At 40.4% G+C, this 23,865-nt stretch carries 21 protein-coding genes and 1 tRNA gene; 4 read left to right on the forward strand and 18 right to left on the reverse strand.

The annotated features are described in order from the left end of the window. Positions 1 to 14: 14 nt before the first annotated feature. The 7 genes from FTV41_RS05220 to FTV41_RS05250 all read right to left on the reverse strand — a co-directional run bounded on the left by FTV41_RS05220 (position 15) and on the right by FTV41_RS05250 (position 9,469). Complete coding sequence (locus tag FTV41_RS05220) at positions 15 to 245, reverse strand: AlpA family transcriptional regulator (protein WP_004972090.1); 231 nt, start codon at positions 243 to 245, stop codon at positions 15 to 17. 94 nt (positions 246 to 339) lie between these two features. After that, positions 340 to 1,236: a hydrolase or metal-binding protein gene (locus tag FTV41_RS05225; RefSeq protein ID WP_179996237.1), complete on the reverse strand. Its 897-nt coding sequence runs from the start codon at positions 1,234 to 1,236 to the stop codon at positions 340 to 342. Positions 1,237 to 1,485: 249 nt separating this feature from the next. Beyond that, positions 1,486 to 2,580, reverse strand: coding sequence for a YqaJ viral recombinase family protein (locus FTV41_RS05230; protein WP_179996238.1), 1,095 nt, complete (start codon positions 2,578 to 2,580; stop codon positions 1,486 to 1,488). 148 nt (positions 2,581 to 2,728) lie between these two features. Then, positions 2,729 to 3,766: a DUF932 domain-containing protein gene (locus tag FTV41_RS05235; protein WP_179996239.1), complete on the reverse strand. Its 1,038-nt coding sequence runs from the start codon at positions 3,764 to 3,766 to the stop codon at positions 2,729 to 2,731. 275 nt (positions 3,767 to 4,041) lie between these two features. Continuing rightward, complete coding sequence (locus FTV41_RS05240) at positions 4,042 to 4,998, reverse strand: inovirus-type Gp2 protein (RefSeq protein WP_179996240.1); 957 nt, start codon at positions 4,996 to 4,998, stop codon at positions 4,042 to 4,044. Positions 4,999 to 5,334: 336 nt separating this feature from the next. Then, positions 5,335 to 7,824 carry a hypothetical protein gene (locus tag FTV41_RS05245; protein ID WP_179996241.1) on the reverse strand — a complete coding sequence of 830 codons (2,490 nt, stop codon included), beginning with the start codon at positions 7,822 to 7,824 and terminating at the stop codon, positions 5,335 to 5,337. A gap of 292 nt (positions 7,825 to 8,116) precedes the next feature. Then, positions 8,117 to 9,469, reverse strand: a complete 1,353-nt coding sequence (locus tag FTV41_RS05250; RefSeq protein WP_179996242.1) for a site-specific integrase — start codon at positions 9,467 to 9,469, stop codon at positions 8,117 to 8,119. Positions 9,470 to 9,694: 225 nt separating this feature from the next. Here FTV41_RS05250 and mutS point away from each other — a divergent pair, with 225 nt between their 5' ends. The 4 genes from mutS (at position 9,695) to FTV41_RS05270 (ending at position 14,550) form a co-directional block, all read left to right on the forward strand. Next, the gene (mutS, locus tag FTV41_RS05255) at positions 9,695 to 12,334 is read left to right on the forward strand and encodes a DNA mismatch repair protein MutS (protein WP_179996243.1); all 2,640 of its coding nucleotides are present in this window, start codon (positions 9,695 to 9,697) and stop codon (positions 12,332 to 12,334) included. 213 nt (positions 12,335 to 12,547) lie between these two features. Further along, positions 12,548 to 12,871, forward strand: coding sequence for a ferredoxin FdxA (gene fdxA, locus FTV41_RS05260; RefSeq protein ID WP_004973093.1), 324 nt, complete (start codon positions 12,548 to 12,550; stop codon positions 12,869 to 12,871). Between the two features lie 142 nt (positions 12,872 to 13,013). After that, positions 13,014 to 13,733, forward strand: a complete 720-nt coding sequence (locus FTV41_RS05265; RefSeq protein WP_004973092.1) for a D-Ala-D-Ala carboxypeptidase family metallohydrolase — start codon at positions 13,014 to 13,016, stop codon at positions 13,731 to 13,733. 151 nt (positions 13,734 to 13,884) lie between these two features. Beyond that, positions 13,885 to 14,550, forward strand: a complete 666-nt coding sequence (locus FTV41_RS05270) for an O-methyltransferase (protein ID WP_136144534.1) — start codon at positions 13,885 to 13,887, stop codon at positions 14,548 to 14,550. Positions 14,551 to 14,730: 180 nt separating this feature from the next. Here the strand turns inward: FTV41_RS05270 and FTV41_RS05275 are convergent, their stop codons facing one another. From FTV41_RS05275 to FTV41_RS05325, 11 genes are all read right to left on the reverse strand, one after another. Next, the gene (locus FTV41_RS05275) at positions 14,731 to 15,573 is read right to left on the reverse strand and encodes a universal stress protein (protein ID WP_179996244.1); all 843 of its coding nucleotides are present in this window, start codon (positions 15,571 to 15,573) and stop codon (positions 14,731 to 14,733) included. A gap of 126 nt (positions 15,574 to 15,699) precedes the next feature. After that, complete coding sequence (locus FTV41_RS05280) at positions 15,700 to 16,326, reverse strand: DapH/DapD/GlmU-related protein (protein WP_004973079.1); 627 nt, start codon at positions 16,324 to 16,326, stop codon at positions 15,700 to 15,702. After that, positions 16,319 to 16,918: a YigZ family protein gene (locus FTV41_RS05285; protein WP_096900925.1), complete on the reverse strand. Its 600-nt coding sequence runs from the start codon at positions 16,916 to 16,918 to the stop codon at positions 16,319 to 16,321. Before FTV41_RS05285 ends, FTV41_RS05280 begins: the two co-directional genes overlap by 8 nt. A 222-nt stretch (positions 16,919 to 17,140) precedes the next feature. Then, on the reverse strand, positions 17,141 to 17,908 hold the full coding sequence (gene lptB / locus FTV41_RS05290; protein WP_154320669.1) for an LPS export ABC transporter ATP-binding protein: 768 nt from the start codon (positions 17,906 to 17,908) through the stop codon (positions 17,141 to 17,143). Then, on the reverse strand, positions 17,908 to 18,474 hold the full coding sequence (lptA, locus tag FTV41_RS05295; protein WP_179996245.1) for a lipopolysaccharide transport periplasmic protein LptA: 567 nt from the start codon (positions 18,472 to 18,474) through the stop codon (positions 17,908 to 17,910). Before lptA ends, lptB begins: the two co-directional genes overlap by 1 nt. Beyond that, on the reverse strand, positions 18,464 to 19,006 hold the full coding sequence (lptC, locus tag FTV41_RS05300; protein ID WP_004973071.1) for an LPS export ABC transporter periplasmic protein LptC: 543 nt from the start codon (positions 19,004 to 19,006) through the stop codon (positions 18,464 to 18,466). Before lptC ends, lptA begins: the two co-directional genes overlap by 11 nt. Before the next feature lie 40 nt (positions 19,007 to 19,046). Next, a complete protein-coding gene (locus FTV41_RS05305) occupies positions 19,047 to 19,586 on the reverse strand; it encodes an HAD family hydrolase (protein ID WP_004973069.1) in 540 nt (179 codons plus the stop codon). Positions 19,587 to 19,589: 3 nt separating this feature from the next. Then, on the reverse strand, positions 19,590 to 20,567 hold the full coding sequence (locus FTV41_RS05310) for a KpsF/GutQ family sugar-phosphate isomerase (protein WP_004973067.1): 978 nt from the start codon (positions 20,565 to 20,567) through the stop codon (positions 19,590 to 19,592). A 403-nt stretch (positions 20,568 to 20,970) separates the two neighbouring features. Next, positions 20,971 to 21,046: transfer RNA gene (locus FTV41_RS05315), tRNA-Gly, on the reverse strand. Positions 21,047 to 21,111: 65 nt separating this feature from the next. Then, on the reverse strand, positions 21,112 to 22,533 hold the full coding sequence (gene cysS, locus FTV41_RS05320; protein WP_154320668.1) for a cysteine--tRNA ligase: 1,422 nt from the start codon (positions 22,531 to 22,533) through the stop codon (positions 21,112 to 21,114). Between the two features lie 199 nt (positions 22,534 to 22,732). Continuing rightward, the gene (locus FTV41_RS05325) at positions 22,733 to 23,845 is read right to left on the reverse strand and encodes a beta-ketoacyl-ACP synthase III (protein WP_004973062.1); all 1,113 of its coding nucleotides are present in this window, start codon (positions 23,843 to 23,845) and stop codon (positions 22,733 to 22,735) included. Between the last annotated feature and the right edge of the window lie 20 nt (positions 23,846 to 23,865).

Genomic DNA, 23,865 nt, shown 5'->3' on the forward strand with positions numbered 1-23,865 from the left:
GCCGAAGCTCCCATTTATTCTCGACTCGCAAGCTTGGCCTCAATCCACTGATTGATTTCCCAAGCTGACCAGCCAATACGATTTTGTGTAATTTTCACTTTCTTTGGAAAAGTTGGGTCATAATACGGTGAGTTTTCATCCATCATTTCATAGATGGTTGATCGACACACACCAATTAACTCCACAACTTGTTTTAAGTTAATCAATTGATTCATTTGAAAGGTTTGTCCAACAAATGCATTCATGACATGTTCTCCTAAGATTATTTAAGCGAGCTGTCTTCCGCTCAAATAATCAGGACGCTCCGTAAAAAAATAATTCGAAGACGTCCAAACAGATCTAATTCACTGCCTGCACACTCTGCTTCAAACCTTGCTGAATCTCTTGCACATAACCCAATTGCGCTGAATGCTCTGTATCTACAGCACTGTCATTGTGTGGATAAAACTCTTCCAGTAATTCCATCCCCTCCTCTGCATGCACCTCAAACTTGGCATTGGCAAAACCTTGCCGTGCAATCTGATCCAATGCTGCCTGATCAAACCCCGCCTGCTTACCTTGTTGGTCAATCTCCTTGGCGGTCTGAATCGCTGTTTGCAAATCCACTCCCTCACGTAAAGTTAAATCCACGTAATACACGGGCTGACGATAGCTTTGGGTGGTACTTTTCCCACGCAACGTGAGCTGCAACGGCAAACACGACAACAAACCACCTGATGCCGCATGGTAGTAATTCAAACGTGCTGCCAAAGTGCGAATGCTGTTAAAGCCTGTAGTTCTGAAAATAAATGTTCCAAACTCATCGGCTTCGCCTAAATTGACATGCAGGCGTCCATAAGGCTTACAGTGCCCGCCTTGTCCAAGTGGGCATAAGTCGGGGGATGGACAAGGATGTTGCTCTACGCCCTGTGATGTCATGCGTTGGCAGGTTTGACCATTCCCCACACAAATCGGGCGACCCGTCTGTCGGTCAAACAAGCTGTATTCAGCTCGAAGATTGAGTTCTGGATCATTAAAAATCATCCGCACAGGGATGCTACGCAGTTTTTGGTTGGGTGCTTGGCTACGCAATTGCTCATCTAAGGGATGTTTGACCCAACCGTCCTTGCCTTGTATTTGACTGGTAATGGTGAACTGATCGTCTTTCTCTGGCAGACGCTTGCCATTCTTTTCTACAACACGACCAATACTGATCCGTCCCAAGATGGGCGGTGTGATTGCTAGACCTTTAATCATGGTTGATTCCTCTATTCATTTTTTACAACACAATAAAATTCTTTGAGCACTCATACCTATGCCTGACCAATCTCAACTCACTATAAAATCAATGATCTCTGATTGAATGGTAGGTCGTTGACGGGTGCTTCTATGCTTCAATCAAGCAGAGCTGTCCAAATGCCCCTTCCTCCTTTTTAGGAGGAGGGGGCGGAATGGGCGGCTTTGCTGTTTTTTCGGGATAAGGGGTTTTAAATCGAGACTGTGGATTTAGGCCTCAGCATAAATATTGAAACGACGACCACCTGCTTTTTGCAGCGGGTATTGTTGAATGAGTTCAGGTTGATGCTGAAGTAAGGACTTGGTATCTAGACTGACACTGTCCTTGCTCTTTTTCCATGTCACTGAACCTTGCTGAAAGACAGCACGTTCATGTTCTTGCATCAGTGCCTGAACACGGTGTTTGAGTAGGTCAAACTGACTTTGGTGTTGTTCAACCTGCTTCTTTTCTTCAATCAGCTGATCAAACAGTTGATTAGCAAGTTCGACCTCCGTTAGATCAACACAGCTCAGTGGGGTATGTTCAGGATAGAGCTGTTGTAAAGCTTTGGCTGCCGATTCACTGGCATCCACTGCTGGCGGAACGTCATTTTCAACACATTCCCAAAACAACCGTTCTGCCTGAATGATCTGTTCAATCAAAGCTTCATTACGACTGACTTTGTAGATTTTAGTTTCCTGTCCACACAGCAACACACAAATATGTGCCGCTTGCTTGCCTGTTACCGCCAGTTGATGTTGTACCTGACACAACACGTATAACGGCACACCTTCTCGCCACAGTTTGGTGCCATATTCCCCTGCAGTTTTACATTCCAGTATTTGCACGTCTTCATTGCCCACCACGGCATAATCCAAGTTTGCCAACATAAAGGCTTTGTCAGGATCAGGATGCTGCAGTACCGCATTTACCCGACGAACTTTATGGTTGGTGTGCATGCTGTAATATTCTGCGACCAAGGGTTCTAACTGCTTGCCCCAATATAAAGGTGCATGTCCTGAGCTTTCATCTTCAATATTTTGTTGTACCCGTCCTGTTTTGATCATCCACAGTTCCAACATCGACATATAAGGATTCAAGCCACAGGCGGCTGCGGCATCACTGCTGCCAATCCCCTGTTTACGCACTTCAAGCCATGCCTGATAGTCCAGCTGTTTGGTGTTGATCAGACGTCTGGCATTTAAGCTGCGTTTTGAAGGGCCTTGTGGTGGATGTAGCTGTCCTGAATCAGCGACAGCAGTTGGATTAGTGGTGATTAAAGTGGTGGGATTTACTGTTGGTATTGTGGTTATGTTTTGGTTCATGTGCTGTTCCTCATCTGAATAGGTTCTAAAAAAACGGCATAAAAAAAGCCACATCCAAAGATGTGGCAAAGAGGGATCGTTGATTAGGAGGACACTTGATCGTACGGATCACATGCCCTGATGATAAAATCTCAAGATTAAATCAAGCTTAAACAGCCAAGTGTAAAGCTTGTTCCAATCCACGTTGTTTCAATGCTGCGCCTGCACCAAACCAAGCAGAGTCAAGGCGGTGATCGGTACTCATCGCTCGACGTTCGTGATCCACAAACTCGGTAATCGCACAAAGCAGTCCATAAGCAGTGTCTTTGGCTGAAGATAAGTCTGCTCCACGTCCCTGCCCATTAAACATATTCATGACTTTGGTCATGGCACGTCCATTCGGTTCAGTTTTATTGGGCTGTGTATTGGCTTGGGATGCAACATTACGGTAGTACTGAATAATGTTATCCTCCTGTTCCATCGCACTTAGGCTATTGTTGTTAAATACCGCATCAAAATAAGCTGCTGCTTCTTTCTGGGTGACTTTACGTTGAGTGAGCTGTTTCATTTCATACATATGCTCGTTCCATGTTTTGACTGAAATACCGAGTTGATCTTTAACCTTGTCGGCATCGAACTTGGTACTGTGCGGTACCTTGACCACGCCTGTATTGGAACTCTGCCCACGCAAGGCAATGGCTAAAGTGTTGTTACACACCACACGGATATTGGTGAATTGTGCGGTGGTGGCTAAAGTGCCATCACATGCGGTTGCCAGCAGAATATAGCCATTGCTGACATCCCCACCTTTGAGTTCTGCGGTTTGTCCTGTACGTGCCAACGCCCAGAACTTCTTGCCACCTTTTAGGACACCAGCGGTTTCCAGTTCAAAGCCTGATTGTTCAGTCAGATCACGGTAGAATTCCAGAATCTCCATCGGCTGGACTTCCTGATAACGCTGACTCACCACCGATAAAGCTGCATGCGTATCTGAACGATACAGTACTCGTTGTTCTTCATACGGCATGATAATGCTTTGTCCACGCGCGTTTTGAGCCATGTAGCTGACATTGGAGGACTCAATGCGCCAGTCCATACCTGCCTGCTTTGCCCAAACTTCAATCGGTTGGTTTTGGCTGAGTTGATTGCCCAGACCATGCCAAGGGGTTTGTCCTACAAATGCCATTTGTTCAATTTGATGTGCCATTTGATTATTCCTTATAAACAAAAAAGGCCGCTAGGCATCATCCCTTTACGAGAATGATAACCTAGCGGCCTTTGGTAGATGGATATATAAAGAACGAATTGATTGATACAATCTATTCATTCTGTTTGTGTATTCATCATCATGTTATATAAGTGAAATTTCTTTCAATTAGGTGGGAGACTGTAAATAAAACTGTGTAAACGCTTAAACTCCCCCCAAACTTAAACATTAAAATAGCTTTTTTAGCTAATAATGTATAAGTCAAAGCTATTTCTTTACGCTGTCTTGATCCCGATCCCCCTACGCTTACTGTTGCCATACTGCCCCTTACCGAAAGTTTGCATATTTTTTTCATTTTTCACACGAAGTCGTTGGAGATCCTTATTACAAGCCGTGAAATATCTAATAACCGAATGTAGCCTCTCCCAATCATTGTCCTTTTTATTGGAAACCATGCCCAGACCTATTTCACAACCTTTCAACTTCAATTCATCAATATACTGTTTATTATGCGGGTTAAAATAAGTACCACGTCCTTCAGTAAGCTCAACCCACTTTTCACCCACCCGCTTTGCATAATACGAGCCTTTTTGAACTTTAGAACCATCATAAATTAATAGCATATGCACATGGTATCCCCGACCCTTTCCTTGCTCTAAAGCCCAAGCATAACCATGAAGATTGTTGAAAATAGTGTCTTTATTTGCTAACCGATTTCTCATTTTCTCAAAATCACGATAAAAGCGATCTATTGTGATTTCATGCTTAGCATCATTTCTATACCCCAAATCCACTCTAACAATTAGCAGTTTGGAATAATGTTTAAAGAGCTGAGAAGCATATGTTTCAAGGCTCGTAGTGTTGTCATTTTCTTGAGCATAAAATTGGACTAATTCTTTTTGAATATCACCCTTACGCTTTTTAATCAGCTGTTCAAGCTCTTTTAATTGTTCATTGTTCAGATCAAGTACGAAGTTATAATTGTGCCAATCATGGTTGCAGTAGGGATCATAACGAATCTGATCAACAAGGGATTTCAGTTCAACAAATACAGCACAGTAGTCACAATAGTGGTAATCAATATTATAGATTCTGTCAAAATGCTCCAATAGCTCTTTAAAATCTGATTTAAACTCCTCTCTAAAGCCTAATTGGTAGATTTCAAGAATAAAGCCTTCAATGGCAAATAGGATTTTGGATTCTGATACGTTTTTGATAGAAGATGGTGTCATGGTTTACTCCTAGAAGATTCTTCACCATCCCATCTGTCCCTTGAGTATTTTTTTATCGAAATTCTTTCTAGATTACCTCCATATCATCATCTCGTATGCCATTAGCTACTGCTTAGCTAGCTTTAAGAACACATACAGTGTAACCACCAGTAAAGTCTGATTTATTTAAAATTATTATAGATCAATAGATTAGTTGATATTTTAATAAGATAAAATACCAACTAAATGGATTACCAGACACAATAAAAATCCCCATTAAATCCCACCTGACCCAATCATTTTAACCAACAAATTGTGTAAAATGACCAAACTTTCACAAAGCTAAAGTTAAGCAGCTCATTTCCCATCTAAGGCTTGATTATTAGGATCATCAGCCACTTGAGTCTGTTTATGTTCTAGCTCTTCTGTCTCCTGCAGTTCAAGCTCTTCAACCTCCTGTGGTTCAAGCTTTTTATTTGAAGACTTTAGCTCCGCTCGGGGAATTCGACCAGTTGTAAAACGTTTGATCTTTTTTTCATCTTTCTGTAATGGCAAAAACAAACTTAAATAGTATATATATGGAAGGTACAGCTTAGTAAAAGCTACCTTCACAGGATTATTACCTGCTTCTATTTTTAACGGTATTTTTAATAACTCTGCAACTTTATTCGATATTTCTTGTATTTCTAATTCATATCTTATCTCTACCCCCTCCCCCAAAATGGGTTTCTTTTCTTTCTTGGCTATGGTCTTTTCCGTTTCAACCTCATTTGGTTGAACGGGCTTTTTACTTTGCAATTCATTATTGCATTTAGCAACAAAACTATCCAAATAAGACTTAACGTCTTCATGAATATTTTGATTCTGCAACTTCTCACCATACTCAAAAAATAGCGTCAGGTCAGCATACAAACTTTTGTCATATTTCTCATCCCATCTGAGTATATACCCTCTTAACCACCGCAAAGGCTTGGCAGAACGTCCTACCCGTAGAAACTCCGTTAAAATTTTTGCTTGTTCTTGTTTGTCTAGTATACGTTCTGGGGATGTAAAGCAAAGATGCATACGAGTAACTAATACATCTTTTGCAAGTAGATAATCAAAATATTCACAATGTTCTTCAAATTTACTTTGCATTTTTTTGAAGTTTTTAATGTGAGCTTCAACATCCAAGCTTGTTTTTAGCTCAGCAAGTATTTTTTCTGTTCTTCGTATTGTATCACTCGTGATTGGTTGATTTGCTAAGTGCTCTAACTCTTCCTGATACTTCTTGAAAAATGCAGTAAATTTTTGACAGTTATCCGATTTAAGCAACTGATCAACTGTAAACAAAGGTTCTTTAAAGACACTAAGTGGATTAAAAAAGCTAAACCACATGCGTCCTATACGGCTTAGGCTTTTAAAATATAGAGAAGCGGAGACATCTTCTCCAAAAACCAATGAGCTATAGAACAATTCAGGCGAATCCATTTTCAATGTTTCACAAAAAACCTCTACCTCAACTATCCTGCTTTCTACTGAAGACTTACTTAGGTAACTTACTAGTTCTAGGGTCGGCAAGTTCAACCGCATATAAAGAAGATACTTTAAGTCAACAATGTCTAAATATTGTTTTGATACTGGTGGAAGGTGCGAACGCGAAAATGCCTTATCTGCCTTGATTAAACCAGCCACCTCGAACATTTTCGGAGGGTTTACCGATGAAACCATTTTTTCCCAACGCCCTGAAACAAAGAATCGCGAACTTACTATATGACTACATGAAATTCTCAGACTTTGAAAACTATTTTTAAATTTAAACCCGATGACTTGATCCACAGAAAATACATAGCTATAGACCCAATACCAACAGTCATATCTAGACTTATTATTTTTCTTTTTTATTTCTCCAACTGCCTTACTACTCATAAAACGACTAAGAGTAGTATTCCAATTGATTATCTTAAAATTAAACGGAAAAATTTGTTGTTTAATCTTTTTTTCCAATTGAGAAATAATACCATCTGGCGATATAGGTGTACGACCATCAAACATTAATACACAATGTAAATTTAGACCTACTTCTTGCATCGGCTCAAGTCTTGATACACAACTTAACAAATCCTCAGTACCATCAATTAATTCATATATTTTTGATATTTGATCTTTAAACTGATGAAACACATCTTCATAATTGTACTGATCACGAGCACTTGGGATGTACAGGCGGATATCTAAACATAGAACATATACACTCCCTAATTCATCTAAGCACCCATTGTAATAATTAAAAAATTTCTCCTCATCATAAGTGGACTGAAAAATCTCAGATAAAGGACTTTGGTCAATTACTAAAGGTTGAATTTTTTTATGGATATTTATGTAGCTATTAATAGTACCCTCAACAGCCTCTTTGGGTACATCAAGAAGTTTTTTCCCTCTACCAACATCTTTGAAAAGACTCAATAGACTTCTTTGTGTCTCTAAATTTACTTCGTTTTCTGCTAATTTTAATAATTCTAAAAAAACCCTAAAAACTGGAATTTCCAATCCCCAGCACTCAGGTAACAATTCTGATTTGTAACATAACGATAAAGTTGCCTTCTCAACATCCGGTTGTTGTAAAACTTTCAATTCTGAATATTCATTAGCTTTTATGACGTACGCATATTGCAATGTACTGAGCCATACATCGTAATTTTGTATTACAGAAAAAGTTTCTTGAAAAAAAAGAATTTCCTTTCGCCAGCCTCCCATTTGTAAATCAGCAGACCGCACATAGAAGCGATTTCTCAACAAATCGTACATATCCAACTTAGAAATTTTTATAAAATTATGCTCTTTTTCTTCAGAAGGCCTATTTAGCATGTGGCATACAACTTTTCAGATTTATTATTCAGTATTAATATCAATTTTATTCAGTAAATTCACCATTTATCTTCATATCTATAAAAATTATTATTCATACAAAGACTCTTAGACTAAAGCCATTATATAAATTAGTCATTTGACGTTGAAACTCATCGAACTTAAATTTAGCCAAGGCAAGATCACCACCAAAGGTGATTGTTAAACCTCAGTAGGGATATAGATAGGAAAGAATGGGATTTAGCTTTTTAATGTTTATGCAGAAATTTGAAAAATAAGATCACAATAAAATTCAAATACCCAAGCTATCCAAGTGATCAGCCCACTTCTGCAGCCATTCCGCACATTCATCTTCATAATCATGTAAGTTATACGTTCCTTCAATTCCTTTTTTTGAATGCCCCAAAACCGCTTCAGCAACATCCACAGGACACCCCAATCTAGACAATCCAGTCCTAACTGTCCGCCTCAAGTCATGCGGACTCCAGTCATCCATATCTGTTAACCACAACTGCTCAGGACGATATTTCTTATCCACTTTATCTGAATTCTTGAGATGCCACTTCATCTCAGTTAATGATTTTTGCTGAATTGGCAACCCAGTACGATATGAGGCAAATAAATAGACCTGATCGGGCTTATAAAGTTTTTGCAAAAAATTGACACATTGCTCAGAGAGCTGAACATATCTTTCCGTACCATTCTTAGAGGCTTTCAAATGCCATGTACGTTTATCAAAATCGATATCACTCCATTTAGCTTCACACAACTCCCCCGTACGGCAACCTGTCCAAAGTGCCAAATATAAAATACTCTTTTGGTTCGGAGTAAATCCCGATCTTGGTAGCCATGCCAATATTTTTTTTAATTCTTGATCATTTAAAACACGAGTACCTTTCTTACTTGTTACTTTCAGCCTTGATTGCTTAATGCTCATCTTTGCCAATAAAGCAGGATTAACAAAGGTAGAGGGAAACTTTTCTAGTCCAATAGCATACTCATAAGCCAAAGTTAATTCTGACATCACCCGACCAGCCTGCACATTAGAACCACGATCAATAATTTCTTTTACTAAATCTACGACATCTTTACGAGTAACATCTGTAGCAACATAATCTCCCAACACTCTTACAGCATCACCGTATAAAGTACGACGTGCTTCATCCTGACCTTTAGGTTTACGCACCCCTAAGACCTTTTTTCTTTCACCTGTTCGAGCATCTGTAATCCAATGATCCTCAATGACCTCTGTCAAATACATTTCAACCATTTCACGTACAGTGAATTGGGGCATTGTATTTTTTACAAGTTCTTGTTCAGCCTTAAATTGAAGTTTCTCCTGATCTTTTCTCTGCTTCGGACATATACCCTTATTTCTTTCTAGCTTTAAGTGGGCGAGTTCAATACGTGCTTCTGCTAGCGAAACGTGTGGGAAAGTTCCAATCTTATATTGCTTGATAGAGCCATCAACTGGGCTACGGTAACGATAAAAGAAAGTTTTAATCCCCGTTTTTCCGCAATGCACACGCAACCCTGTATTTTCACCGATATCTGCTTTATCAGGATCACCAACTTTCATCTTTTCAATTGCTTTGGCTGAGAGTGCCTTTTTTAGCATTGATTGTTGATCTATTGCCCGAACCATTTCAAACCTCACAGAAAGATTAAATTATTTGTTATCCTTTCAACCTGCCCTTGTTCCCATAATTATCATGGAACCATGGCTAGTTTAAACCATACAAACCTACACTAAAACCTACACTAATGTTTTAGCTTGGGCCATATTTGGTTAAATTTCTTCCTACGCCTTCGGATATTTCACTTATGATAGCTGTTGCTAAAGTCATTAAAAATAAAGGAGTTAAGCACCATGAACACCAATAATATCATGGCTGATCTATCTTCACACACACCAATGATGCAGCAATACTTACGGGTGAAGATGGAACATCCACATTCTTTAATGTTCTATCGCATGGGCGATTTCTACGAATTATTTTTTGATGATGCACACAAAGCCGCCAAACTCTTAGGCATTACCCTCACCCATCGAGGTAAAACCAGCGGCAAACCTATCCCAATGGCAGGCGTACCGTATCATGCTGCCGAAGGTTATCTCGCTCGCTTGGTTAAAAAAGGCGAAACCGTGGTAATTTGTGAGCAAATTGGCGAGGTAACAGGCAAAGGTCCTGTAGAGCGTGGAGTGGTACGGATTATCACCCCTGGTACGCTCACCGATGATGCCCTGCTCAACAGTCATCAATCTTCCAACTTGGTCTCTTTATGCTTACAGCAAAACCAAATTGGTATCGCGTTGCTGGATTTAAGTGCAGGGATTTTTAAAGTTCAGCAAATGGATTATTTGCCTGAACAACTCGCGATTGAACTTTCTCGTTTAATGCCAAGCGAAATTGTGGTCGATGAAGATATTGTCGATCCGAATATTATTGAACAGGTTAAAAAGCAACTTGACTGCCCTGTGACCAAACGCCCAAATGTCGATTTCAACCTAAACAATGCGCAAAAAACGCTTTGTGATCAGTTTGCTGTATCGACACTTTCAGGTTTTGGTATTGATCATTTGCCCTTAGCCAAAGCAGCAGCGGCAGCGTTAATACACTACGCCAAAGAAACCCAAAAAACGGCTTTACCACATATTCGCAGTATTCAATTAGAACAAAGCAGCAATTTTATTGCGCTTGATCCTGTGACCCGACGTAATTTGGAATTGGTTGAACCATTATTTGAACACGGCACTTCTTTATTCCAACTGATTAACGATTGCCAAACTGCCATGGGTAGCCGTTTACTGAGTCGTACCTTGATGCAACCTTTGCGTGACACGGCATTGTTAGATGCAAGACTGGATGCAATTCAAGCCTTAATACAAGGTTACCATGAGTCGCCTGTGCGTTTGGTACTGAAAGAAATTAGTGATATTGAACGTGTGCTGAGTCGTGTCGCACTCGGTAGCGCACGCCCACGTGATTTGGTACAACTACGTCAGGCCTGTGCGCAAATTCCCTATTTGCGTCATGCCTTACAGCCCATTGTTTCTGCACAACAATCCGCACTCATTCAAAACCTGAATGAAGAACTGGGCGATTTTCATGGACTGCATCAACGGCTGATGCAGGCAATTGTAGAAAACCCACCTGTACTATTGCGTGATGGCAATGTCATTGCAGAGGGTTTTGACAGTGAACTCGATGAACTACGCAAAATCCGTGATCATGCGGGGCAATTCCTGATTGATTTAGAAGTCAAAGAGCGCCAAGAAAGCGGTATCCCAACGTTAAAAATTGGCTACAACCGTGTCAGTGGTTACTACATTGAACTCACTCGCGCCCAAGCCGAGCAAGCACCTGAACACTATATCCGTCGTCAAACTTTAAAAAATGCAGAACGCTACATCACCCCAGAGCTAAAAAGTTTTGAAGATAAAGTCCTGTCTAGCGAGTCCCGTGCTTTAGCCCGTGAAAAGATGCTATTTGAAATGCTATTGGATGAATTACGCCAAGACATTGCTCAATTACAAATGATGAGCAGCGCGATTGCACAAATTGATCTATTGGCAAACTTTGCCCATCAAGCACGTTTACGCAATTGGGCACGCCCTGAATATAGCCCTGAAATTGGAATTAAAATTACTGCAGGACGTCATCCTGTTGTTGAGGCCTTGAGTAAAACCGCCTTTACACCGAATGATACTTTACTCGACTACAATCATCGTTTGGCAATTATTACTGGCCCGAATATGGGCGGTAAATCAACGTATATGCGTCAAACCGCACTCATTGCCCTACTTGGCTATTGTGGTAGTTATGTGCCTGCCCAAACAGCCGTATTAGGTCCTATTGATCGCGTGTTTACCCGTATTGGTTCTGCCGATGATTTATCGACAGGTAAATCGACCTTTATGGTCGAAATGACTGAGACTTCACAAATTTTACACCATGCAACCTCACAGTCTTTGGTGCTGATGGATGAAGTTGGTCGCGGAACCAGTACCTACGATGGCTTATCTTTGGCATGGGCATGTGTGTTGGATTTAAGCAAACGCATCAAATGTTTATGCCTATTTGCAACGCATTATTTTGAATTGACCGAATTAAGCAAAGAATCTGGGGTGGATAACTACCACGTAACCGCCAAAGAAATGAATGGCAACCTGATTCTCTTGCACAAAGTTCAACAAGGTCCTGCAAGCCAAAGTCACGGTTTGCAAGTGGCAAAATTGGCAGGCATTCCAGCCAATGTGATTAAAGAAGCGCAAAACCGTTTAAGAATTTTAGAAATACAGCAGCACAAAAATGTCAATTTAGCCGTTCAAGATGACCTATTTGCACCAGCAACAAGCTCAGCTGAACCAGAAGTGATTGAACGTGTAATAGAGGTAGAAAAACCATCACCTGCTTTAGATTTATTACGCAGTATAGATGTCGATAATTTAACGCCACGACAAGCGCTGGAACAATTGTATGCTTTAAAGGAACAATTGAACGCTTAGCCGCTGTTATTTCTAAAAAATTTGAGCTAAACAAAGACTCTCAATTGAGAGTCTTTGTCATTTATAAGTTTTTTTGATGGTTTTATCCCTTTTTTATCAAATTTAGCAGCACTGTCTATATCAAATATCAGTAAAAGCGATTGTTAGTTGTAGTGATTTTTGCCTAAAATAGACTATTCTGAATTAGAACCATATTTTTAGGTAGCTGTCGCCATGACATTTGTTGTCACTGAAAACTGTATTAAATGTAAATATCAAGACTGCGTTGAAGTTTGTCCTGTAGACTGCTTCTACGAGGGTCCGAACTTCCTTGTCATTAATCCAGACGAATGTATCGACTGTGCATTATGTGAACCAGAGTGTCCTGCCAACGCTATTTTCTCTGAAGATGAATTACCAGAAGGTCAGGAAGTGTTTATCGAGCTAAATGCTGAACTTTCACAGACTTGGCCAAACATTACACAAATTGGCGATCAACCTGCTGATCGTGAAGAATGGAATGGCAAACCAGACAAATTACAATACTTAGAAAAGTAAGTTCGTCTTGTTGTGAAAAAGATCAGTCCTGTGCTGATCTTTTTTTATACCTAAAACACACATTTGATTGCAATATTTTCAAATTTTAACCAGCATTTTCGATTAGAATACTGCCACTTTAAATAAATATCTGATTTGCCTAATGAAGAAATTTTTCAAGGCGCTGTTTTCGTTCAGCATTGTTCCCGTTATCTTGGTTGCCTGTAGTTCAACCCCAAACAGAACAACAACGATCACCACGCCCGATGGAAAACGAATTTTCATTCCTCAAGAAAAAATCACCTATGAGCGTCAGGTAGCACCTAAAATTGTGCCTTATTCGTATAATGCATGGGTGGCAGTGAGTGACAATTTACGCCAAGTTCGTGAATATGAACGCTTCTTGGAACACAACGGTGTTGGCAATATTATTCCAAGTTTTGAATTAATGCGTACCGCACGTGACTGGCAACGCTGTGGACGTTCGCAATTTATGATTCCAAGTCGTGAATTGTGGCAAAATCAGGTGCCTACCTTGCGTGTATTTAAATATTTGGTCGCCTCTAAAGTCTTAACTGATTTTGAAGTCACTTCTGTCTATCGAGATTTACCACTGAATCAATGTGCAGGTGGTGCGAACTCATCGCGTCACTTATTTAACTCAGCCATTGATTTTAGAATTGGGCCACAATTCCCGAATGCCGAAGACTATGCCTATATTGAAAGTACCAAATACAGACTGTGTCAGTTCTGGCAGCAATATGGTCAAAGTTTAAACATGGGCTTAGGCTTATACGCTTCAGGACAAATTCATATTGATACACAAGGTTATCGAACTTGGGGGCCAGATTTAAGCCGCCATTCATCTATGTGTAATTTCTAATTCAGTGTTGTTTAGAATTAAATCCTAAAGAGGTCAAATTGACCTCTTTTTTTATTGCGAAATAGATTATCACCTGCTCCATTCCGCGAATAAATTGCACTCTGAGCAGAAAAGTTTACAATGCACACATCGCAACAAAGGTGAGCACGCTATGCAACAAATGTGGACGGATATCGATCACTATATCGAATCACATTTAATTCCCGAAGACCCAGTTTTGACGCAAACTTTAGAAAATACCGATGCCAAAGGTTTTCCAGATCACCTTGCAGTTGCGGCAAATCAGGGCATGTTGCTACAAATGCTCATTCAAATGAATCAATGCAAACGTGTGTTGGAATTGGGCACATTCGCAGCTTATAGCACAATGTGGCTAGCACGTGCGCTGCCTGAAGATGGTTATATACTCACGATTGAAGGACGTGATACCCATGCAGCTTTGGGACAGGAAAATATTGACCGCGCTCAATTAAAACAAAAGGTTGAATTAAAAGTTGGTCGTGCTGCAGAAATTCTAAAAGCTCTGCCAGAAGATACTGAAGCTTTTGATTTTATTTTTATTGATGCCGACAAACAAAGCTATCCTGAATATTTGGAACTGAGTCTTAAACTTTCACGCTCAGGTACAATTATCTTTTTAGACAATGTAATTCGTGCAGGGGAAATTTTAAATCCTGACAATCACAAACCAAGCATTGAAGGGATTCGTGACATGTTCAAAGCCATGCAAAATCATTCGCGAATTTTATCGTGCACAGCATTACAAACTGTAGGCAGCAAAGGACATGATGGCTTTGCTTTAGCGATTGTAAAGTAAAGTCCACACAAGGTTAAAAAACAACCTAAAGCAATTTTACATTATATATTATAATGTTACATATACTGTCCATACAGTTATCCACAAATTATGCGGATAACCATGGACAGTCAGCAAGCATTTACATCAGTTCAACTAAACAATCTTTTGAAATGATCTTTTTTGAATCATTTACGATTTTTACTTTGCCACCATCAAAGGAACAGTTGAGTTACGGAAAATATTGGTGGTAATGCTTCCCAAGAAAAATTGATGAATTTTACTGTGGCTAAATGCCCCTAGTACAATCAACTGGATACCATGTTCACGTTGATAATCTAAAATATTTTCAGCTACATCACCATAACGATATTCAACCACCACATCTAAACCCGCTGCTGTTAAAAAATCTGCAGGTTCATTTAAAACTTCAGGATGATCGCCCACATAAAGCAAATGACATTGCAGTAATTTAAGCAAATCACTTTGTGCAATTCGCTTCATCATTTTGATGCAAGTTGGGGAATATTCATAAGCAAAAATAAAGCGGGTTGGTGCTTTAAAATGCTCTCCCACAGTCATCACGGTACAATTTGCACCACGAATAAAGTTTTCGACATTACTCCCTAAAGCCTTATTGCGTTCAGCAGATTTTTCGCCCACGCGTCCAATCACCACAATATCGTCTTCATTCAACACACTGAAGCTTTGTTCTAGAAAATCGCCTTTTTCTTGAATTTGAGTAGGTACAATTTCATATTTTTCCTGAATCATATTGGAAATGTGCTGCAATAAATTGTTGCTATAGTCGAGTGCTAATTCACTTTGTTTTTGTTCCAACTCAGCTAATTCTTTGAGTAACATCGCATTACTTTCAAAACCAATCACGCCACTAATTTCCCCCAAATGATAACTGGCGGGGTAATAATCCAAAACTTGTAATAACACCAATTCACGTTGAGTTTGTGTTGCAATCCACGCAGCAGCTTCAGCAAGCGCATTAATACAAGGCGAAGAATCAATACAAGCAATTACACGTTTCATTATTGCCTCTCTTACTGCCTTTTGCAGGCTATTTTTTAGTTGTTATTTTTAACTTAACACAACTCGTGTTGCAGGGACATGAAAAAATGTAATGAAGTTTAAAGATTTAGCCTTGCTGCATCGTATTTACTCACGATAACGAATCAATTTGGCAGGGTTTCCTACCACAATTTCCCGCTCCTGAACATCTTTGGTGACCATGCTATTCATACCAACGACTGCATGTGCCGCAATCTTCACCCCATCTTTAACACCAACATGCGCACCTAACCAAACATCCTTACCAACTTCAATGCCCTGTGAACGCACCGCTTGCTGATAAATGGGCTGATCCAAAGCCATGCCATGATCAAATGCATATAAATGACAATATGCTGCGATACGCACCTGATCATGAAGCTTAATTCCAACTCTGCCACCATCTAAAATACAGTGGTGATTAATCGCGACTTCATTGCCAATTTCTAAAGGGCCATGCAAAGTACAATCGGCTGCAATAAAGGTATTATCGCCAATACTGATTTTACGTCCTGGTTCTGCAAAAATATGTGCCAATGGTGAAATAAAACAGTTTTTGCCAATCTCTACCGTTTCCATTGCCATTAAATAAGCTTGATATTCCTGCTGCCAAGCTTCTGCCCAAGCACGATGTTTAGGTTTTAATGACCAATATAACCACGGCATGTAGTTTAAACGGTGTTTATGCTGCTCACGGTACTTCGATAATGGATCAGGTGAATTTGCTTCAGTCATCTTGATCATCCTCAAGGATTTTGAGTTGTTCACGCCCACGGCTAATATCTTGTAATTTTAGTTTTAAAGGGTCTATTTGATCGACTTGCATGAATGCCTTTACCAACACGCCTTCGGCGGTGTAGTCTTCGCTGTACTCAATCTGCTGACTATTTAGCTCGTATTGTAAAATTGCCCACTCATTAAAATGACAGGAAAATTGCACGGTCTTTTTTTCAATCAGTTCTATTTTTTCTGCTAGAGCCAAACATTGCCCTGCACATCCCCCATAGGCACGTACCAAGCCGCCTGTGCCCAATTTAATGCCGCCGTACCAACGATTCACCAACACCAAAACATTAGTCAACTCATTGCCTTCAATCGTGGCTAAAATAGGACGTCCTGCCGTACCTGAAGGTTCGCCATCATCATTAAAACGTAATTGATGCCCGATTTTCCATGCCCAACATTGATGTGTGGTAGATGAATCACGCTGCTGTTCCAAAAAAGTTTTTACCGCTTGCTCATTATCTACAGGCACAGCAATTGCCTGAAATCGACTTTTTTTAATTTCTTCTTCAAAAGTGATGGGCGCAGCAATGGTAAATGGCATAACACTCCAGATCAATCAACCAGTTAAATAAAAACTTGATAATTATAACGTGTTTAGCGCTCTAACGTATTTAGAGTTATAGCTTATTTGGACTGATAACCACCATGAAAAAACCTTCTATCCTCAAAGGTATAGAAGGTTAAATAATGTTTACACGACTTTCTGTTCTACAACTTATGCAGTAAGCATACGAAAACCAATAACGATTAGAACATTCAAGCTTTAAACAAAAAAGTCTTCACCCAAATAAACTTCACGCACAATTTCATTTTCCAGAATTTCTTGCGGTGTACCCTCTGCAATGACTGAACCTTCGCTAACAATATAAGCACGTTCACAAATGGCTAAAGTATCACGGACGTTATGGTCGGTAATTAATACGCCAATGTCACGATCTTTTAAGGTACGAATGATATCTTTAATATCACCGACAGAAATAGGATCGACCCCTGCAAAAGGCTCATCTAACAACATAAATTTAGGGTCTGCTGCCAAAGCACGGGCAATTTCTGCACGACGGCGTTCGCCACCCGACACACTCATCCCTAATGAATCTTTAATATGCGTGATTTTAAAATCTGCCAGCAATTCTAATAAACGCTGCTGACGTTGCTGTTTATTTAAATCTTTGCGGGTTTCTAAAATAGCCATAATATTTTCAGCGATGGTCAGCTTTCTGAAAATAGAGGCTTCTTGCGGTAAATAACCAATCCCCTTACGCGCACGTTCATGCATGGCAAGGTCAGATAAATCCAGTTGATCTAAATGGATTTCGCCTTTATCCATACGCACCAAACCCACAACCATGTAGAAACTGGTGGTTTTACCCGCACCGTTCGGCCCAAGTAACCCGACAATTTCACCACTTTTCATTTCAAATGAAACGTCTTTAACCACCCAGCGCTTATTATAGTTTTTGGCTAAATGCTTAATACACAAAGTCTGCTGACCGTGCTGGACGCTGTCCTGTGCTGCGCTCGTTTGATCCATTAATCACGCGCTCCCGGGAATGATTTTGAACTTGATGGTGGAATCACAATTTTTACACGACCCGCTTCAGAACCAGTTTTGTTCGGTGTACCAATCGCTTCAACATCGCCTTTGTTCATACTATAACGCAAGGTATTACCACGAATACTGGCTCCATCTTGCTCTAAAAGTGCGCCACCCGTTAAGGTGATAATGCCTGTTTCAGCATTGTAAACAATCTTTTGCGCCTGACCTTTGGCAAGCCCTTTGGCTGGATCAGTCTTTTGCTGGAATTGCGCAGATCTGCCCGTTGCCGTAATGACACTAATTTCTTTTTTGCTGTTCAGATTAGCAACAATCGAATCTGCCTGCAGTTTCATGGTGCCCTGTTCAATCACCACATTGCCTGTATAAGTGGTGACGCCAGTACGTTCACTAAAGGTCGCACGGTCTGCCAATAAAGTAATAGGCTGACTGCGGTCTGACGGAATTGCCCATGCACCTGCCGATGAAAGCACCGCCAAGCCCACAAGTGCTGCTTGTTTTATCAACGCTTTAGGAGCTGTAAGCTTAGATTTATGGTTCATACTTTCCTCGAATATTAAAAAATTCGTATTGCCCGTCATTTAAATTGGCTTTTAAGCCCTGACTGATAAAATCAGCCTGTGGAGATTGTACAGTCACTTGTTTTTCGGTACTGATTTCACGTGTTTTAGGAAACACATTCAACTCGACTGTTTCAAGCGTCAGTTTGCCTTGAGCGAGTAACTTGGTTGCTAGCACTTGATCTGACAACACAACCTTTTCATTGTCATTAAAACCTTGTGCCTGTTTAGCAAAAAAAGTGGCATCCACCGCGCCCGCTTTATACATAGAGGCATTCAAATTTTCCAGCTTAGAGGTTTTTTGCTGCATGTCTTGCTCTAAACGGTCAATTTGCGCACGCACATATAAATTGCCCTGCTCATCTGTTTGGGTCAGATGAATTTGCTCTGCACTATAAGTCATAGAGCGAGCAGCGTCAGTTTCCAGTTTTTTGCCTTTACCGCTGTAATAGTAATAACCACCACTTACAGCTGCAATTGCAATCGCAGTAACGTATAAAACTTTAGTATCCATAAGTGGGGCTGTAACTCAAACCTTTGAATGTATGACTTAATTAATGAGGGATGCTGAGATATTTTTCAAGTAAGCTTTGGTACACACCTTTGGCGGTTAAAATCATATCGCAGATTTCACGTACCGCACCGCGCCCACCCATGGCCTGTGTGACTAAATCGGCACGACGACGCACTTCAATATGTCCATTTGGCACTGTGACTTTCATCCCCGCAATCGAAAACGCTGAAAGATCAGGCCAGTCATCGCCCATATAGAGACAATCTGCAGGTGATAAACCTAACTTGGCACAGGCTTCCTGCAATGCAGTGCCTTTATCTTCACGTCCTTGGTAGACCAAATCTACACCTAAATCGGACATGCGTTTTTCGACAATATTACTTTTACGACCCGTGATGATAATGACTTTAACACCTGCTTGTTGCACCAGTTTCATACCTAAACCATCACGAATATCGAATGATTTAATTTCATCACCGCTGTTGGTTAAGGTGACAAAACCATCACTTAGAATTCCATCGACATCTAAAACCAAAGCTTCAATATGACGCGCTTGCTCTAATAAAATATAAGATGCCATTGTTTAGTTTACCCCTGCTTGAATCAAGTCATGCATACTGATCACACCAATGACTTTATTGGCATCATCCACCACCACAAACTGATTGATTTTACGGTCACGTAATTGCTCTAAAGCTTCAACTGCACGTGCTTCTTGTGAAATCGTTGCAGGATGTTGAGTCATCACTTGCCCAACTTGTAAATTCACATCAAAGCCCTGTTGTTTATCAATTAAACGTCGTAAATCACCATCGGTGAAAATGCCTAACAAGACGTCATTTTCATCGACAATTGTGGTTAAACCTAGACGTTTGTTTGAAATTTCGTATAACACTTTGTTCATTGGTGTATCTGGTGCAACTTTAGGTAATTCTGTACCGGTATGCATCAAATGTTTCACATGCAATAACAGGCGCTTACCCAAAGCGCCTGCAGGATGTGAACGAGCAAAATCATCGGCAGTAAAACCACGTGCATCAAGTAACGCTACAGCCAATGCATCACCTAATGCCAAGGTTGCAGTCGTACTTGAGGTTGGTGCTAAACCAAGTGGACAAGCTTCCTGAATATTGCCTAATGTTAAAGCGACATCAGCATTTTGTGGCATCGGCCCGCGATCATCACCGCTAATTGTGATTAGAGGAACTTCCAGATGTTTGATGAGTGGCATCAACATCATAATTTCATCACTTTTGCCGGAGTTGGAAATGGCAATTAAAACATCACCCCGTACCAACATTCCCAAATCACCATGCCCTGCTTCACCCGGGTGCATAAAGAAAGACGGCGTGCCTGTAGAGGCAAACGTCGCAGCCATTTTACGACCAATATGACCTGATTTTCCCATACCTGTGACCACAACACGCCCTTTGCAATGCAACATGATTTCGCAGGCACGGCTAAAACGCTGATCAATTTGCGTCGCCAAGACTTGTAATGCTTGTTCTTCTATTCTTAAAGTGTCTAAGGCTACAGATTGGAAATCAATGGTATTTGACATGTTTGGCATTCAACGTTCAACTTAAATTGAGTATTTTCTACACCTCAATAAAAGTGATTTATTGAAGCACATTTAATTTTCGCAATTTTAGCATATCTATGCAATTCTACACTTTGATTCTGCGTGTGTTTTTTGTTTTAACGCATTTTTGTATGCTGTTTTAATTAACTCGCTTTTTGACTCGAGTTTCAAATGAAAAACAATCATATTTGAGCTTAGGCTATTTATTTTATTGATTCAAAGTTGCAGATAAAGCTAAAGATAGAACTAGCTCAGAAGCATATTTCAACGAAAATGCTCTAAAAATTATGGATCAAACCCATCTATAAAGCTGACTGCAAGCAAGCTGTAACAAACAGCCATAAAAAAACGCTTATCTTTCGATAAGCGTTTTTTAAAATTTTGGAGCGGGAAACGAGACTCGAACTCGCGACCCCAACCTTGGCAAGGTTGTGCTCTACCAACTGAGCTATTCCCGCAATATTGAAGTGAATTATAGAGAATTTCATACAACTGTCAACTCTCTATGCTCCCAAGTGCTCAATTAATCAGCACGACGCCATACTGTACCTTGACGGGTATCTTCCAAGACCACACCTTGATCGAGCAAAGACTGACGAATTTCATCAGCACGGGCGAAATCTTTGGCTTTTTTGGCATCCTGACGTTGCTGAATGAAGTCTGCAATGGCTTGTTCAGATAAACCTAAAGCGTCCTGACCAATATCAGACTTCAGGAATTCGTCAACATCATGCTGCACCAAACCTAAAATATTGGTCAAATGACGCAAAGTCGAATAGTACACCGCCGCCTGATCTGCCTGCTGCTCTTTTACTGAACGGTTCAGCTCTTTATTGACTTCAAACAGAACTGCAATTGCTTCGGCTGTATTAAAGTCGTCTCGCATTGCGGCATTAAAACGTTCCACCAAAGCCTCATCTAACTGCTCAACTGTTTGCGTACCGTACGCTTGTTGATAAGCTTTAAATGAGTGATAGAAACGTGATAATGCGGTTTTGGCTTCTTTGAGTGCTACATCGGAGAAGTTTACAGGGCTACGATAATGCGATGACACAATAAAGTAGCGGATCACTTCAGGATGGAATTTTTCCATCACATCACGAATGGTGAAGAAGTTACCCAATGACTTCGACATTTTTTCGCCATCGACATTAATAAAGCCAACGTGCATCCAGTAATTTACATACTGCTCACCTGTTGATGCTTCAGACTGGGCAATTTCATTTTCATGGTGTGGGAACATTAAGTCTGAACCACCACCATGAATATCAAAATGATTACCTAAGCAGCAAGTCGACATCGCAGAACATTCAATGTGCCAACCCGGACGTCCATTGCCCCACGGCGAAGCCCAAGATGGTTCATTTTCTTTGGCATGTTTCCACAAAACAAAGTCAAATGGATGCTTTTTGTCGACTTCAACATCAACACGCTCAGACGCGCCCGCCTGCATGTCTTCTAGCTTGCGACCTGAAAGACGGCCATATTTGTCAAATTTTTCAACCTGAAAATAAACATCGCCATTACTTGCAGGATAAGCTGTGCCTTTATTGACCAAATTACCAATCATATTTTGCATTTGATCAATATATTCAGTGGCACGTGGTGCAGCATCAGGTTCAACACAGCCTAAGTTTGCCGCATCTTCATTCATGGCTTGAATAAAACGATCTGTTAAAGCTTGAATGCTCTCGCCATTTTCATTGGCACGTTTAATAATTTTGTCGTCAATGTCGGTAATGTTGCGGACATATTTCACATTCCAACCTTGACTGCGCAAAAAGCGAATGATGTAGTCAAATGCAACCATAACCCGCGCATGCCCGATATGACAGTAATCATAAACCGTCATGCCACAGACATACATGTCGATATGTCCTTCTTTACGCGGAACAAATTCAACTTTTTTTCGTTGCTCTGAGTTATATAGAACAAATGGTTGCATAGGTTTTCAAAATAGGTCTATTAAAAGATGCTCCATCTTAACCTAAGCATTATTTTTCATAAAGTTTTTCGATGTTTTTATTCTGTATGTGTCTGTGTGAAGAGAATATCGCGGATGATCCAAGCCTTCTCCCGAAGGAGAAGGAACTTTTTAATACCTGTACTTAGGCGTTTGCTGATCTTATACGGTTTGGCAAAGCTTATGCAGCATCACGTTTTTGTACCAAAATCGCGCCAACTGAATAGCCTGCGCCAAATGAACACAAGACACCATATTCACCGTTTTCGACTTCGTGTGCAGTACGGTGTAAAGCGATAATTACCCCTGCCGAAGAAGTATTGGCAAACTCATCTAAAATAATAGGTACTAAACCTGGTTGTGCTGCTTCTTTACCAACCACCAATTTCAAAATGAGTTCGTTCATGCTGGCATTGGCTTGGTGCAACCAGAAACGCTTCACCTCGGTTGGCGCAATCTGATTCTTTTCTAATTGCGCAGTAATCATTTTGGCAACTAAGGGGCAAACTTCTTTAAAGACTTTGCGACCATCTTGATGGAAGCGTTTATCGTCAATATCTGCATTTTCACTTAAGTTTAAAAAACCGAAATTATTACGGATATTATTCGAGAACTGAGTAAACAGGTTCATGTCCAAAATTTCAAAACCTGCTTTGGTTTCAGTGTCTTCCAAAATTGAAGCGGTTGCTACATCACCAAAAATAAAGTGGCAGTCACGTGAACGGAAATCGTTATGACCTGAGGTAATTTCGACATTCACCAACAGTACGCGGCGCGCACCTGCTTTAATCGCATCATGCGCTTGCTTAATGCCGAAAGTCGCAGCAGAACATGCCACGTTCATGTCATAGGCATAACCTTGAATACCAAGCGCAGTTTGAATTTCAATCGCCACCGCAGGATAAGCACGCTGCAAGTTTGAGCAAGACAAAATCACCACATCAATATCTTCTGCGGTCACGCCTGCATTTTGCATGGCTTGTTTTGCAGCAATTACACCCCATTCTGCTTGTAGCGAAATTTCATCATCCCCGCGTTCACGCAAATTTGGACGTAAACGGTTAATGTCCAGAATACCTGTTTTTTCTGACACGTAACGGCGTTTTACCCCAGAGGCTTTTTCGATAAAGTCAGCACTTGAGCCACGACGTTCTTCAAGCTCACCTGCTGCAATTTTGTCAGCATTGAGCTGATTATACTGTTCCACATAAGCATTTAAACTTTCGACCAACTCTTCATTGGTAATAACATCTTCTGGGTGATAAAGACCAGTACCTGTAATGCGAATGCCCATGTAAAACTCCTTCTAGAAAT

This window comes from Acinetobacter sp. YH16051 (assembly GCF_013417135.1).
Lineage (GTDB): Bacteria > Pseudomonadota > Gammaproteobacteria > Pseudomonadales > Moraxellaceae > Acinetobacter > Acinetobacter towneri.